Here is a 13,871-nt window from a genome sequence, read left to right on the forward strand (position 1 = left end):
GTGTCAGTGGAACTTTGGCAGCAGTGCGTGGAGCTTCTGCGCGATGAACTGCCTGCCCAGCAATTCAACACCTGGATCCGTCCGCTACAGGTCGAAGCCGAAGGCGACGAGTTGCGCGTCTACGCGCCTAACCGGTTCGTGCTCGACTGGGTCAATGAAAAGTACCTGGGTCGTCTGCTCGAGCTGCTGGGTGAACACGGCAAGGGCATTGCGCCTGCGCTTTCCTTATTAATAGGTAGCCGCCGCAGCTCCGCCCCGCGCGCCGCCCCCAACGCGCCGGTCAGTGCAGCAGTGGCCGCATCCATGGCCCAGCAGGTTCCAGCCCAGCCAGCCCCGCAAGTGCAGGTGGCGAGCGAACCGGTGGCAGCACCGGTCGCGCAACTGGTGCTGGAGGCCGAAGAGCCATCCAGCCGTGACAGCTTCGACAGCATGGCTGAGGTGGCCACGCCACCTGCCGCCAGCACGCGCACCGAGCAGCGTACGGTGCAGGTTGAAGGCGCGCTCAAGCACACCAGCTACCTCAACCGCACCTTCACCTTCGAAACCTTCGTCGAAGGTAAGTCGAACCAGCTGGCGCGCGCCGCTGCCTGGCAGGTGGCCGACAACCCCAAGCACGGTTACAACCCGCTGTTCCTGTATGGCGGCGTGGGCTTGGGTAAGACTCACTTGATGCATGCTGTGGGTAACCACCTGCTGAAGAAGAACCCGAACGCCAAGGTGGTCTACCTGCATTCGGAGCGCTTCGTCGCCGACATGGTCAAGGCGCTGCAGCTGAACGCCATCAACGAATTCAAACGCTTCTACCGCTCGGTGGACGCGCTGCTGATCGACGATATCCAGTTCTTCGCCCGCAAGGAGCGTTCCCAGGAAGAGTTTTTCCACACCTTCAACGCCCTGCTCGAGGGCGGCCAGCAGGTGATTCTCACCAGCGACCGCTACCCGAAGGAAATCGAAGGCCTGGAAGAGCGCCTGAAGTCGCGCTTTGGCTGGGGCCTGACGGTGGCCGTGGAGCCGCCAGAACTGGAAACCCGTGTGGCCATCCTGATGAAGAAAGCCGACCAGGCCAAGGTCGAGCTGCCGCACGATGCGGCGTTCTTCATCGCCCAGCGCATCCGCTCCAACGTGCGCGAACTGGAAGGCGCCCTGAAGCGGGTTATCGCCCACTCGCACTTCATGGGCCGCGACATCACCATCGAGCTGATCCGCGAGTCGCTGAAGGACCTGCTGGCGTTGCAAGACAAGCTGGTCAGTGTGGATAACATCCAGCGCACCGTGGCCGAGTACTACAAGATCAAGATCGCCGACCTGTTGTCCAAGCGCCGTTCGCGCTCGGTGGCGCGCCCGCGCCAGGTGGCCATGGCGTTGTCCAAAGAGCTGACCAACCACAGCCTGCCGGAAATCGGCGACATGTTTGGCGGCCGCGACCACACCACCGTGCTGCACGCCTGCCGCAAGATCAACGAATTGAAGGAATCCGACGCGGACATCCGCGAGGACTACAAGAACCTGCTGCGTACGCTGACGACCTGATGGCCGTTGGCGCAGCTAATTGAAGGCAAGGGACTAGACCATGCATTTCACCATTCAACGCGAAGCCCTGTTGAAACCCCTGCAACTGGTCGCAGGCGTCGTCGAGCGCCGCCAGACCTTGCCGGTCCTGTCCAACGTCCTGCTGGTCGTGCAAGGCCAGCAACTGTCGTTGACCGGTACCGACCTGGAAGTCGAACTGGTTGGCCGCGTGCAATTGGAAGAACCCGCCGAGCCGGGCGAGATCACCGTCCCTGCGCGCAAGCTGATGGACATCTGCAAGAGCCTACCCAGCGACGTGCTGATCGACATCAAGGTCGACGAACAGAAGCTGCTGGTCAAGGCCGGCCGTAGCCGCTTCACCCTGTCGACCCTGCCGGCCAACGACTTCCCCACCGTGGAAGAAGGCCCGGGCTCGCTGACCTGCAACCTGGAGCAAAGCAAGCTGCGCCGCCTGATCGAGCGCACCAGCTTCGCCATGGCCCAGCAGGATGTGCGCTACTACCTCAACGGCATGCTGCTTGAGGTGTCCACCGACACCCTGCGCGCCGTGGCCACCGACGGTCACCGTCTGGCGCTGTGCGCCATGCACGCACCGATTGGCCAGGCCGACCGCCATCAGGTGATCGTGCCGCGCAAAGGTATCCTCGAGCTGGCGCGCCTGCTCACCGACCCGGAAGGCATGGTCAGCATCGTACTGGGCCAGCATCACATTCGCGCGACCACCGGTGAGTTCACCTTCACCTCCAAGCTGGTCGACGGCAAGTTCCCGGACTACGAGCGCGTGCTGCCCAAGGGCGGCGACAAGCTGGTGGTCGGCGACCGTCAGGCCCTGCGTGAAGCTTTCAGTCGTACCGCCATTCTGTCCAACGAGAAGTACCGCGGTATCCGCCTGCAACTGGCCGCCGGCCAGCTGAAAATCCAGGCCAACAACCCGGAGCAGGAAGAAGCGGAAGAAGAGATCAGCGTCGACTACGAAGGCAGCTCGCTGGAGATCGGTTTCAACGTCAGCTACCTGCTGGACGTGCTGGGTGTGATGACCACTGAACAGGTTCGCCTGATTCTGTCGGACTCCAACAGCAGCGCCCTGTTGCAGGAAGCCGGCAATGACGACTCTTCCTACGTTGTCATGCCGATGCGTCTGTAATTCGTAGCAGGCCCAATGTCCCTTCTACGCCTTTCGGTCACCGCGGTGCGTAACCTGCACCCGGTGACCCTCTCTCCCTCCCCCCGCATCAACATCCTTTACGGCGACAACGGCAGCGGCAAGACCAGCGTGCTCGAGGCCGTGCACCTGCTCGGGCTGGCGCGCTCGTTCCGTAGTACTCGGCTTAACCCGGTGATCCAATACGATCAGCCCACCTGCACGGTGTTTGGCCAGGTTGAATTGGCTGAGGGTGGCACCAGCAACCTGGGTGTTTCCCGGGAGCGGCAAGGGGATTTCACCATTCGCATCGACGGGCAAAACGCCCGCAGCGCGGCTCAGTTGGCCGAGATGTTGCCGCTGCAGTTGATCAACCCGGACAGTTTCCGCTTGCTGGAAGGTGCGCCGAAGGTTCGTCGGCAGTTCCTCGACTGGGGTGTGTTCCACGTGGAACCCCGCTTCATGGCCACCTGGCAGAGGCTGCAGAAGGCCCTGCGGCAGCGGAACTCATGGCTGCGGCATGGTACACTTGACGCCGTTTCGCAAGCCGCCTGGGATCGGGAGTTGTGTCTCGCCAGTGCGGAAATAGATGAATACCGTCGCAATTACATCAAGGCCTTGAAGCCCGTCTTCGAGCGAACCCTGAGCGAGCTGGTCGAACTGGACGGGCTGACCCTGAGCTACTACCGCGGCTGGGACAAGGACCGGGAACTCAACGAAGTCCTCGCCACCTCCCTTCTTCGTGATCAGCAAATGGGCCACACCCAGGCCGGGCCACAGCGTGCCGATTTGCGCCTACGGCTGGGCGCCAACAACGCCGCTGACATCCTTTCGCGGGGCCAGCAGAAGCTGGTGGTGTGTGCGCTGCGGATTGCCCAAGGGCACCTGGTCAGCCAGGTCCGTCGCGGTCAGTGTATTTATCTGGTGGATGACTTGCCGTCCGAGTTGGACGAACAGCACCGCCGCGCCCTGTGCCGCTTGCTTGAAGAATTGAACTGCCAGGTGTTCATCACCTGTGTAGACCACGAATTTCTGAGGGAAGGCTGGCAAACGGAAACGCCAGTCGCTTTGTTCCACGTGGAACAGGGCCGTATCACCCAGACCCACGACCATCGGGAGTGAAGGCATGAGCGAAAATCAAACGTACGACTCCTCCAGCATCAAGGTGCTGAAAGGGCTTGATGCCGTACGCAAACGTCCCGGCATGTACATTGGCGACACCGATGACGGCAGCGGCCTGCACCACATGGTCTTCGAAGTGGTCGACAACTCGATCGACGAAGCCCTGGCCGGGCATTGCGATGACATCACCGTCATCATCCACCCGGACGAGTCCATCAGTGTCCGCGACAACGGCCGGGGTATCCCGGTCGACGTGCACAAAGAGGAAGGCGTATCTGCAGCCGAGGTCATCATGACCGTACTGCACGCCGGCGGTAAGTTCGACGACAACTCCTACAAGGTTTCCGGCGGTCTGCACGGTGTAGGTGTTTCGGTGGTGAACGCCCTGTCCGAACAGCTGGTGTTGACCGTGCGCCGCAGCGGCAAGATCTGGGAACAGACCTACGTCCACGGTGTTCCACAGGCCCCGATGGCTGTGGTCGGTGAAAGCGAAACCACCGGTACCCATATCCACTTCAAGCCTTCGGCTGAAACTTTCAAGAACATTCACTTCAGCTGGGACATCCTCGCCAAGCGTATTCGCGAGCTGTCGTTCCTGAACTCCGGTGTCGGCATCCTGCTGAAGGACGAGCGCAGCGGCAAGGAAGAGTTCTTCAAGTACGAAGGTGGCCTGCGCGCATTCGTTGAATACCTGAACACCAACAAGACGCCGGTCAACTCTCAGGTGTTCCACTTCAACGTGCAGCGTGACGACGGCGTGGGTGTCGAAGTTGCCCTGCAGTGGAACGACAGCTTCAACGAAAACCTGCTGTGCTTCACCAACAACATTCCCCAGCGCGACGGTGGTACCCACCTGGTCGGCTTCCGCTCCTCGCTCACCCGTAGCCTGAACAGCTACATCGAGCAGGAAGGCCTGGCGAAGAAGAACAAGGTTGCCACCACCGGTGACGACGCCCGTGAAGGTTTGACCGCGATCATCTCGGTCAAGGTACCGGACCCTAAGTTCAGCTCGCAGACCAAAGACAAGCTGGTTTCCTCGGAGGTGAAGACCGCCGTGGAACAGGAAATGAACAAATACTTCGCCGACTTCCTGTTGGAAAACCCCAACGAAGCCAAGGCCGTGGTCGGCAAGATGATCGACGCCGCCCGTGCCCGTGAAGCCGCGCGCAAGGCCCGTGAGATGACCCGCCGCAAAGGCGCGCTGGACATCGCCGGCCTGCCAGGCAAATTGGCCGACTGCCAGGAGAAGGACCCTGCCCTCTCCGAACTGTACCTGGTGGAGGGTGACTCCGCAGGTGGCTCGGCCAAGCAAGGCCGTAACCGTCGCACCCAGGCAATCCTGCCGTTGAAGGGCAAGATCCTCAACGTCGAGAAAGCCCGTTTCGACAAGATGATCTCCTCGCAGGAAGTCGGCACGCTGATCACCGCCCTGGGCTGTGGCATCGGCCGCGAAGAGTACAACATCGACAAGCTGCGTTATCACAACATCATCATCATGACCGATGCTGACGTCGACGGTTCGCACATCCGTACCCTGCTGCTGACCTTCTTCTTCCGTCAGCTGCCGGAGCTGGTAGAGCGTGGCTACATCTATATCGCCCAGCCGCCGCTGTACAAGGTGAAAAAGGGCAAGCAGGAGCAGTACATCAAGGACGACGAGGCCATGGAAGAATACATGACCCAGTCGGCCCTCGAAGATGCCAGCCTGCACCTGGACGAGTCGGCACCTGCCGTTTCGGGCGTACAGCTCGAAGCCCTGGTGAACGAGTTCCGTGCGGTGATGAAGACCCTCAAGCGCCTGTCGCGCCTGTACCCCGAAGAGCTGACCGAGCACTTCATCTACCTGCCGGAAGTCACCCAGGAGCAACTGTCTGACAAGGGCAAGATGGATGCCTGGCTGGCCGCTTTCCAGGCACGCCTGGGCAACAGCCAGCGCTCCGGCCTGACCTACAAGGCAGACCTGCGCGAAGACAAGGAACGTAATATCTGGCTGCCAGTGGTAGAAACCACCTCCCACGGCCTGGCCAGCTACGTCACCTTCAACCGCGAGTTCTTCGGCAGCAACGACTACCGTTCGGTGGTCGCTCTGGGCGCCAAGCTCGGTACCCTGCTGGGCGAAGGTGCCTACGTGCAGCGTGGCGAACGCCGCAAGGCAGTCACCGAGTTCAAGGAAGGCCTGGACTGGCTGATGAACGAAAGCACCAAGCGCCACACCATCCAGCGATACAAAGGGCTGGGTGAGATGAACCCGGACCAGCTGTGGGAAACCACCATGGACCCGACCGTGCGCCGCATGCTCAAGGTAACCATCGAAGACGCCATCGCCGCCGACCAACTGTTCAACACCCTGATGGGTGATGCGGTTGAACCGCGTCGTGACTTCATCGAAAGCAACGCGCTGTCGGTGGCTAACCTGGACTTCTGATAACCCACGTTTGCTCGCCCAAAACCTGAACCCCGGCAGAGATGCCGGGGTTTATTTTTCTGCGAGCAGAAGGTCGATACTTTCCGAAAGGTTGCGCATGTGTTCGCGCATTGGCGCAGTCAGGTGGTCGCCCGCATTGCACTGATAGCGGGCCTCAACGCCGAATTGATCTTGTTGAAGGATACATTGCCAACCTCAATTTCATCGTGTTCCACGTGGAACAGTCAGCTGTTTTACAGCCCGAAATGTTTGAGCCGGCGATACAGCGTGCGCTCACTCAGTCCCAGATACTGGGCCAGTTCACTGCGCGAGCCACGGAAGGTTTCCAGAGCATGGGCCAGCTCCGCCAGCTCGTTGCGCCCCTGCCCTCGCTGCGTTGTGAGCTGGAGGGGTTGTTGAAACTCCTCCGGCAGATGTTCAGGGCGAATCTCGCCGTCATCGGTGAATAGCCTGGCGCGCTCAAGAATGTTGCGCAGCTCCCGAATATTCCCCGGGAAGGTATGCAAGGCCAGCCGGGCCAGTGCATCTGCTGACAGTTCGACTGGCCGGTTGCGCTCCAGCCGCTGCAGCAGCGTTTCGCATAGCAGCGCCAAGTCATCAATACGTTCGCGCAAGGCCGGCAGGCGGATCGGGAAACCACTGATGCGGTAGTACAGGTCTTCGCGGAAGGTGCCGGCACTGGCCATGGCCTTCAACGGCTTGTGGGTGGCCGAAACCAGGCGAAAGTCCGAGTGCACGGTACGCGTGCTGCCCACCGGGCGAAAGCTGCCCGACTCGATCAGGCGCAGCAGCTTCACCTGCATCGCCAGTGGCACTTCGCCGATTTCGTCGAGGAACAGCGTGCCGCCATGGGCAGCTTCGGCCAGGCCGATCTTGCGTTGGCTGGCGCCAGTGAAGGCGCCCTTCTCGTAGCCGAACAGCTCGCTTTCGAACAGCGACTCGGTCAGCCCGGTGCAGTCCACCACCACCAGCGGGCCGTTGGCCCGAGGGCTACCCAGGTGCAGGGCGCGGGCGAACAGCTCCTTGCCGGTACCCGACTCACCTTGCAACAACACCGGAATCTGCGCCGGTGCCGCTCGCTGCAGGCTGGCAACCGCTTGCTTGAACGCCGGTGCACGGCCCACCAGGCCGTTCTGTTGTGGTTGCGCTGAAGCCAGGGTGACGCTGGCCAGGCGCTCGACGAAGGCCATCACCCTGCCCTGTTCGTCGAGGATCGGCCGCAGCTCGACATCCACATGCTCCGGCCCGCGCGGGGTGTGGTGAATGTGCAGCACGCGCTCGGGCACCTTGCTGGCCAGTGACTTGCGCAGCGGGCAGTGTTCACCGGCCTGGTCGCAGGGCACGGCGTAGTGGTGCGAGACGCGGTGGCATTTTTCGCCCAGCGGCGCCTGTTCGCCGGTTGCGAACTGGCGGCGGTAGGCGGCGTTGGCGGCGAGGATGTTGTAGTCGGTGTCCAGCACGATGCTCGGCAGGGCATCGTGTTCGAGGTAGGACACCAGCGCGAGGATCGCGGGGTGGGTAGCGGTGGGCATGGCAGTACCAGGTAGGTGACCGGGCGAGGGTAGCAAGGACTGCCAAACACTGCCATTGGCTGACAGTCGACTGCCAGAATGTGTCACTTCTGCTGACAGAAAACCCAGGCAAGCCCGCTTGCACCCAGCATTTACTCGTCTGAAACGCTGGCATGCATCTTGATAAAGCTGTGATCACTGCCTAAGCCTGAACAAGGCCCGGTGGATAACTGGAGAGTGCAATGATCATCGGCAACAACCTTCATGTCGAAGCCCTGTTCGACCAGGCGACCTCGACCCTCAGCTACCTGGTGATGGATGGCCAGACGCATCACTGTGCACTGATCGACAGTGTGCTGGACTACGACCCCAAGTCGGGGCGCACCTGCACGGCCTCTGCCGATCGGCTGATTGACCTGGTCGAGCAGCTGGGTGCCAAGGTGCAGTGGATTCTGGAGACCCACGTGCATGCCGATCACCTGTCGGCGGCGGCCTACCTCAAGGGCAAGCTGGGCGGTCATATCGGCATCGGTGCACAGATCACCCAGGTGCAGAAGACCTTCGCCAGCCTGTTCAATGAAGCGCCAGGCTTTGCCCGGGATGGCAGCCAGTTCGACATATTGTTCGAAGACGAGGAAGGCTTTCGTATCGGTAACCTGCACGCCCGCGCCTTGCACACCCCCGGCCACACGCCGGCGTGCATGAGCTACCTGGTGGAGGACGCAGGCGAAAAGGCCGTATTCGTCGGCGACACCTTGTTCTCGCCAGACTACGGCACCGCCCGCTGCGACTTCCCCGGCGCCAGCGCCCGCACCTTGTACCGTTCGATCCGTCGCCTGCTGGCCTTCCCCGACCAGACGCGGCTGTTCCTGTGCCACGACTACCTGCCCGGCGGGCGTGAGCTGCAGTACCACACCACCGTGGCCGAGCAGCGTGCGAGCAACGTGCACATTCACCAGGGTGTCAGCGAAGACAGCTTCGTGGCCATGCGCGAGGCCCGCGATGCGACCCTCGACATGCCGCTGCTGATATTGCCATCGGTGCAGGTCAACATGCGCAGCGGGCAGTTGCCGGAACCCGAAGCGAACGGTGTCAGCTACCTGAAGATTCCATTGAACAAGCTGTAGAACGTTATCACCTGGGAAAGAAACCGGTACTGCTGCCTGAAGCGGCCTCATCGCCGGCAAGCCGGCTCCTACAGTTTCATGCCAGCATCCGCACATAATGAGATCCACCAAGGAACACCGCCATGCCTGCCCCGCTGTCCTCCACCTCACCCACCACCGACCACCACAAGGTCTTGATCGTCGGTGCCGGCGCCGCCGGAATCGCCACTGCCGCCAGCCTTCGGGCGCGCGACCCGTCGCTGGATATCGCGCTCATCGACCCCGCCGAGGTGCATTACTACCAGCCCGGCTGGACCATGGTCGGGGCCGGTGTATTCAATGCACCAAGCACCGCTCGTGCCATGGCCGCCACCCTGCCCCGCGGCGTGCACTGGATCAAGGCCCGGGTCGAGAGCTTCGACCCACAGGGGCAAAAGGTCGTGCTCGAAAGCGGCCGCGCCGTGGGTTACGAGCAACTGGTGGTATGCCCTGGCTTGAAGCTGGACTGGGACGCCATCGAAGGCCTGGGCGAAACCCTCGGGCGTAACGGCGTCACCTCGAACTACCGCTACGACCTGGCGCCCTACACCTGGCAACTGGTGCAGAACCTGAAAAAGGGCCGTGCCCTGTTCACCCAACCGCCGATGCCGATCAAATGCGCCGGCGCACCGCAGAAAGCCCTGTACCTGTCGTGCGACCACTGGCTGCGCAGCGGACTGCTGGGCGATGTACGCGCCAGCTTCTTCAACGCAGGTAACGTGCTGTTCGGTGTGCCCGACTACGTGCCGGCGCTGATGAGCTACATCGACAAGTACGGTATCGACCTCAATTACCAGCACCGCCTGACTGCGGTGGATGGCCCGAACCAACGCGCCACCTTCGTTCGTACCCTCCCCGACGGCAGCAGCGAAACCCGCGTCGAAACCTTCGACATGCTGCATGTGGTGCCGCCACAAGTGGCGCCGGACTTCATCCGCCAAAGCCCGCTGGCCGATGCCGCCGGCTGGGTCGATGTCGACCCGCATACCCTGCGCCACCGCAGCTTCGGCAATATCCACGCCCTGGGCGATGTGGCCAACACCAGTAACGCCAAGACCGCCGCCGCGGCGCGCAAGCAGGCGCCGGTAGTGGCCAACAATGTGCTGCAGGCCCTTGGCCGGCTGAATACCCTGGCCCATTACGATGGCTACGGTTCCTGCCCGCTGACGGTGGAGCGCGGCAAGATCGTGCTGGCCGAGTTCACCTATGGCGGCAAGCTGGCACCGAGCTTCCCGCGCTGGCTGCTCGATGGCCGCAAGCCGACCCACCTGGCCTGGCTGCTCAAGGCCCAAGTGCTGCCGCCGTTGTACTGGCAGGCCATGCTCAAGGGGCGAGAGTGGCTGGCGCGGCCACAGCCGATGGTTGGGGCCAAGCCGTGATAGAGCAGCAACTGCTGGGCGCCGTGCTGGGCGCGATCATTGGCGCGGTGCTGGCGCTGACCGGCGCCGGTGGCGGCATCCTCGCGGTGCCGCTGCTGGTGTTCGGGCTGGGCCTGAGCATGGTCGAGGCGGCACCGGTCGGCCTGCTGGCCGTAGGCATGGCGGCGATGGTTGGCGCCGTGCTCGGCTTGCGCGAAGGTCTGGTTCGTTACCGCGCCGCGTTGTTCATTGCGCTGATCGGCATCGCTGCCGCGCCATTTGGCCTGATGCTGGCGCGCCGGCTGCCCAACACGCCGTTGGCGCTGGTGTTCGCCGGGGTGCTGGTGTACGCCTGCCTGCGCATTTGGCGCAAGGCGGCCAGGGAGTTGCGCGGTGAGGTCAATGATGCCCATCGCTTCATCGAACCTTGCGTGCTCAACCCGTTGCAGGGCCGCTTGCGCTGGACCCTGCCCTGCGCCCGGGCGCTGGCGTTCACCGGGCTTATGTCCGGGCTGTTGTCGGGCTTGCTGGGGGTGGGCGGTGGTTTCGTGATCATTCCGGCGTTGAACCGCTACACCAACCTGCGCATGAAGAGCATCGTCTCCACGTCGCTGGCGGTGATCGCCCTGGTGTCCACTGGCAGCGTGGTCAGCGCCAGCCTGGCCGGGGTGATGCACTGGCAGGTCGGCGCGCCCTTCGCGCTCGGCGCGGTCATCGGCTTGCTGCTGGCTCGCCCGCTGGCCAGCCGCATCGCCGGCCCGCGCCTGCAGCAGTTGTTCGCCGTGGCGGGCTGGGCAGCTGCACTGCTGCTGGCTGGCAAGGCGCTATTCGGCTAGCAGCTCGTCCTGCTCGGCGGCGCACAGTGCCAGCAGGTAGTCCCATACCACCCGCAGGCGCACCGACTTGTGCAGCTCGCGGCGGGTACAGATCCAGTAGCTGCGCTGGATGGTCTCGCTGGGTAGCACCCGCACCAGCCTGGGGTCGTGGCGGGCCATGTAGTTGGGCAGCACGGCAATGCCCAGCCCGGCCTGGGCGGCATGCTGCTGGGCGATCACGCTGGTGCTGCGAAACACCACGTTGGGCGCCCGGCAGAAACTGTTGAGAAACAGCAGCTCCTGGCTGAACAGCAGGTCGTCGACGTAGCCGATCCAGCTGTGCCGGGCCAAGTCTTCGCGGGTGTTCAGCGGTGGGGCGCGGTCCAGGTAATCCTGGCTTGCATACAGCGCCAGGCGGTAGTCGGTGAGCTTGCGGGTGATCAACAGGTCGGCGCTGGGGCGTTCCAGGTGGATGCTGATTTCGGCTTCGCGGTTGAGAATGCTGACGAAGCGCGGCACCGCCACCAGCTCCACCTCTAGCCCCGGGTAACGCTGAAACAACGCCTTCATGCGCGGGGTGAAGAACATGATGCCGATGCCTTCGGTCACCCCCAGGCGGATCTTGCCCAGCGGAGTGATGGCCTGGGTGATTTCTTCCTGTGCCAGCAGGGCGACGTTCTCCATGGCTTCTGCGTGCTTGAGCAGGGCCTGGCCCGAAGGGGTCAGTTCGTAGCCCTGGGCATGCTGGACGAACAGCGCGGTGCCCAGGCTCTGCTCGATGCTTTCGATATGCCGGGCCACGGTGCTATGGGTGGTGTTGAGGCGCTTGGCGGCGGTGAGCAGGCGGCCGCTGCGCTGCAACTCGAGGAAAAACCGTAGATCGTTCCAGTCGAACATGCTGATCCTTGTGGCTGTTCGTTCGGGCCCTATTGCCGGCAAGCCGGCTCCTACAGGTGATCTCTGCAGGAGCCGGCTTGCCGGCGATAGGGCCGATACCACTGTGCTAAAACGCACAACGGCTGCGCGAAATCTCGTGTTTCCTCCGCGAAATTAATCAATAAGATGGATCGGGACAAGAATAATAATCAGGCGCGAGGTTGCACATGCCATCAGCCGATTCTGTCTACGACTACGTGGTCGTGGGTGCCGGGCCAGCCGGTTGCCTGCTGGCCAACCGTTTGTCCGCCGACCCCTCCTGCCGCGTGCTGCTGCTCGAAGCGGGCGGGCGTGACAACTATCCCTGGATTCACATCCCCGTCGGTTACCTCTACTGCATCGGCAACCCCCGTACCGACTGGTGCTTCAAGACCGAGCCACAAGCCGGCCTGAACGGCCGCGCCCTGGGCTACCCACGGGGCAAGGTGCTCGGTGGCTGCTCCTCGATCAACGGCATGATCTACATGCGCGGCCAGGCCGCCGACTACGACCGCTGGGCCGAGCAAGGCAACGAAGGTTGGGCGTGGAAGGACGTGCTGCCGCTGTTCAAGGCCAGCGAGAACCACTTTGCCGGCGCCAGCGACAGCCACGGTGGCGACGGCGAGTGGCGGGTCGAGCGCCAGCGCTACAGTTGGCCGATCCTCGATGCCTTCCGTGATGCCGCCGAGCAGAGCGGCATCGGCAAGGTCGATGACTTCAATACCGGCGACAACGCAGGCTGTGGATACTTTCAGGTCAACCAGCGCAGCGGTGTGCGCTGGAACTCGGCCAAGGCCTTCCTCAAACCCATCCTCCAGCGCCCCAACCTGACCATCCTCACCGGCGTGCAGGTAGACCAGGTATTGCTGAACAACACCCGCGCCCGGGCGGTAAAGGCCTTGTGGCAAGGTGCTTGGCACGAGTTTGGCGCGCGCCGCGAGATCATCCTCTGCGCCGGTTCCGTCGGCTCGCCCGGCATTCTGCAGCGTTCCGGCATCGGCCCGCGCAAGCTGCTCGAAGGCTTGGGCATTGCCGTGCGCCACGATATGCCCGGGGTCGGCGGCAACCTGCAGGACCACCTGCAACTGCGCCTGATCTACCAGATCCGGAACACCCGCACCCTCAACCAGATGGCCAACAGCCTGTGGGGCAAGCTGGGCATGGGCCTGCGCTATGCCTTCGACCGCAGCGGCCCGCTGGCCATGGCGCCAAGCCAGCTGGGCGCGTTCGTGCGTTCGGGCCCCGAGCAGGCCAACGCCAACCTGCAGTACCACGTGCAGCCGCTGTCACTGGAGCGCTTTGGTGAGCCGCTGCACCGCTTCCCGGCGTTCACCGCCTCGGTGTGCAACCTGCGCCCGGCCAGCCGCGGGCGTATCGACATCCGCTCGGCAGACATGAACGCGGCACCGCTGATCGACCCCAACTACCTCAGCGACCCTGCCGACCTGCGCGTGGCTGCCGACGCCATCCGCATCACCCGGCGCATCGTCCAGGCCCCGGCCCTGGCCGCGTTCGACCCGCGCGAATACCTGCCAGGCCCTGCCCTGCAGAGCGAAGCGGACCTGCACCAGGCTGCCGGGCAAATCGGCACCACCATCTTCCACCCGGTGGGCACCTGCCGCATGGGCAGTGGCGCACTGGACGTTGTGGATAACCAGCTGCGCGTGCACGGCATCCCCGGGCTGCGCGTGGCCGATGCTTCGATCATGCCGCAGATCGTCTCCGGCAATACCTGTTCACCGACATTGATGATCGCCGAAAAGGCGGCGCAGTTGATTCTCAAGGGGGCGCAAACCCAGACCAACCTCAGCGACACCAGCGCGATACCGACGCCCTGACCCAGGGTGCGTGCAACACCGGTGGCCCGCGGTCAGAGCCGCCGACAGTGGAACAACAAGAATAATCACTG

10 protein-coding genes are annotated in these 13,871 nt (G+C 63.1%); 8 read left to right on the top strand and 2 right to left on the bottom strand.

The features are described 5' to 3' along the window. From dnaA to gyrB, 4 genes are read left to right on the top strand one after another with little or no spacing between them, the layout of a single operon-like run. Window positions 1-1,530, top strand: coding sequence for a chromosomal replication initiator protein DnaA (gene dnaA, locus KSS94_RS00005; RefSeq protein ID WP_217841079.1), 1,530 nt, complete (start codon window positions 1-3; stop codon window positions 1,528-1,530). A 40-nt stretch (window positions 1,531-1,570) separates the two neighbouring features. Next, complete coding sequence (gene dnaN / locus KSS94_RS00010; RefSeq protein ID WP_217841080.1) at window positions 1,571-2,674, top strand: DNA polymerase III subunit beta; 1,104 nt, start codon at window positions 1,571-1,573, stop codon at window positions 2,672-2,674. A gap of 15 nt (window positions 2,675-2,689) precedes the next feature. Next, window positions 2,690-3,793, top strand: a complete 1,104-nt coding sequence (gene recF, locus KSS94_RS00015; protein WP_217841081.1) for a DNA replication/repair protein RecF — start codon at window positions 2,690-2,692, stop codon at window positions 3,791-3,793. A 4-nt stretch (window positions 3,794-3,797) separates the two neighbouring features. After that, window positions 3,798-6,218, top strand: coding sequence for a DNA topoisomerase (ATP-hydrolyzing) subunit B (gene gyrB, locus KSS94_RS00020; protein WP_217841082.1), 2,421 nt, complete (start codon window positions 3,798-3,800; stop codon window positions 6,216-6,218). A 233-nt stretch (window positions 6,219-6,451) separates the two neighbouring features. Here gyrB and KSS94_RS00025 read toward each other — a convergent pair whose 3' ends face one another. After that, window positions 6,452-7,750, bottom strand: a complete 1,299-nt coding sequence (locus tag KSS94_RS00025; RefSeq protein ID WP_217841083.1) for a sigma-54 interaction domain-containing protein — start codon at window positions 7,748-7,750, stop codon at window positions 6,452-6,454. Window positions 7,751-7,971: 221 nt separating this feature from the next. Between KSS94_RS00025 and KSS94_RS00030 the strand changes: the two genes are divergently transcribed. The 3 genes from KSS94_RS00030 to KSS94_RS00040 all read left to right on the top strand — a co-directional run bounded on the left by KSS94_RS00030 (window position 7,972) and on the right by KSS94_RS00040 (window position 11,068). Further along, window positions 7,972-8,856: an MBL fold metallo-hydrolase gene (locus tag KSS94_RS00030; RefSeq protein WP_217841084.1), complete on the top strand. Its 885-nt coding sequence runs from the start codon at window positions 7,972-7,974 to the stop codon at window positions 8,854-8,856. Window positions 8,857-8,978: 122 nt separating this feature from the next. Then, window positions 8,979-10,253, top strand: coding sequence for an NAD(P)/FAD-dependent oxidoreductase (locus KSS94_RS00035; protein ID WP_217841085.1), 1,275 nt, complete (start codon window positions 8,979-8,981; stop codon window positions 10,251-10,253). After that, window positions 10,250-11,068 carry a sulfite exporter TauE/SafE family protein gene (locus KSS94_RS00040; RefSeq protein ID WP_217841086.1) on the top strand — a complete coding sequence of 273 codons (819 nt, stop codon included), beginning with the start codon at window positions 10,250-10,252 and terminating at the stop codon, window positions 11,066-11,068. Before KSS94_RS00035 ends, KSS94_RS00040 begins: the two co-directional genes overlap by 4 nt. Here KSS94_RS00040 and KSS94_RS00045 read toward each other — a convergent pair. After that, entirely contained in the window at window positions 11,057-11,944 is an 888-nt protein-coding gene (locus KSS94_RS00045) for a LysR family transcriptional regulator (RefSeq protein ID WP_217841087.1), read from the bottom strand. The two genes, KSS94_RS00040 and KSS94_RS00045, sit on opposite strands and share 12 nt — an antisense overlap. A 206-nt stretch (window positions 11,945-12,150) precedes the next feature. Between KSS94_RS00045 and KSS94_RS00050 the strand changes: the two genes are divergently transcribed. Continuing rightward, window positions 12,151-13,800: a GMC family oxidoreductase gene (locus KSS94_RS00050; RefSeq protein ID WP_217841088.1), complete on the top strand. Its 1,650-nt coding sequence runs from the start codon at window positions 12,151-12,153 to the stop codon at window positions 13,798-13,800. The last annotated feature ends 71 nt before the right edge of the window (window positions 13,801-13,871 follow it).

It is taken from the genome of Pseudomonas fakonensis, assembly GCF_019139895.1.
Taxonomy (GTDB): Bacteria; Pseudomonadota; Gammaproteobacteria; order Pseudomonadales; family Pseudomonadaceae; genus Aquipseudomonas; species Aquipseudomonas fakonensis.

What these genes read in the sequence shown, in the direction of transcription:
- dnaN (WP_217841080.1), top strand. Translation starts at nt 1,571, where the DNA reads ATGCATTTCACCATTCAACGCGAAGCCCTGTTGAAACCCCTGCAACTG.
- recF (WP_217841081.1), top strand. Translation starts at nt 2,690, where the DNA reads ATGTCCCTTCTACGCCTTTCGGTCACCGCGGTGCGTAACCTGCACCCG.
- gyrB (WP_217841082.1), top strand. Translation starts at nt 3,798, where the DNA reads ATGAGCGAAAATCAAACGTACGACTCCTCCAGCATCAAGGTGCTGAAA.
- KSS94_RS00025 (WP_217841083.1), bottom strand. Translation starts at nt 7,750, where the DNA reads ATGCCCACCGCTACCCACCCCGCGATCCTCGCGCTGGTGTCCTACCTC.
- KSS94_RS00030 (WP_217841084.1), top strand. Translation starts at nt 7,972, where the DNA reads ATGATCATCGGCAACAACCTTCATGTCGAAGCCCTGTTCGACCAGGCG.
- KSS94_RS00035 (WP_217841085.1), top strand. Translation starts at nt 8,979, where the DNA reads ATGCCTGCCCCGCTGTCCTCCACCTCACCCACCACCGACCACCACAAG.
- KSS94_RS00045 (WP_217841087.1), bottom strand. Translation starts at nt 11,944, where the DNA reads ATGTTCGACTGGAACGATCTACGGTTTTTCCTCGAGTTGCAGCGCAGC.
- KSS94_RS00050 (WP_217841088.1), top strand. Translation starts at nt 12,151, where the DNA reads ATGCCATCAGCCGATTCTGTCTACGACTACGTGGTCGTGGGTGCCGGG.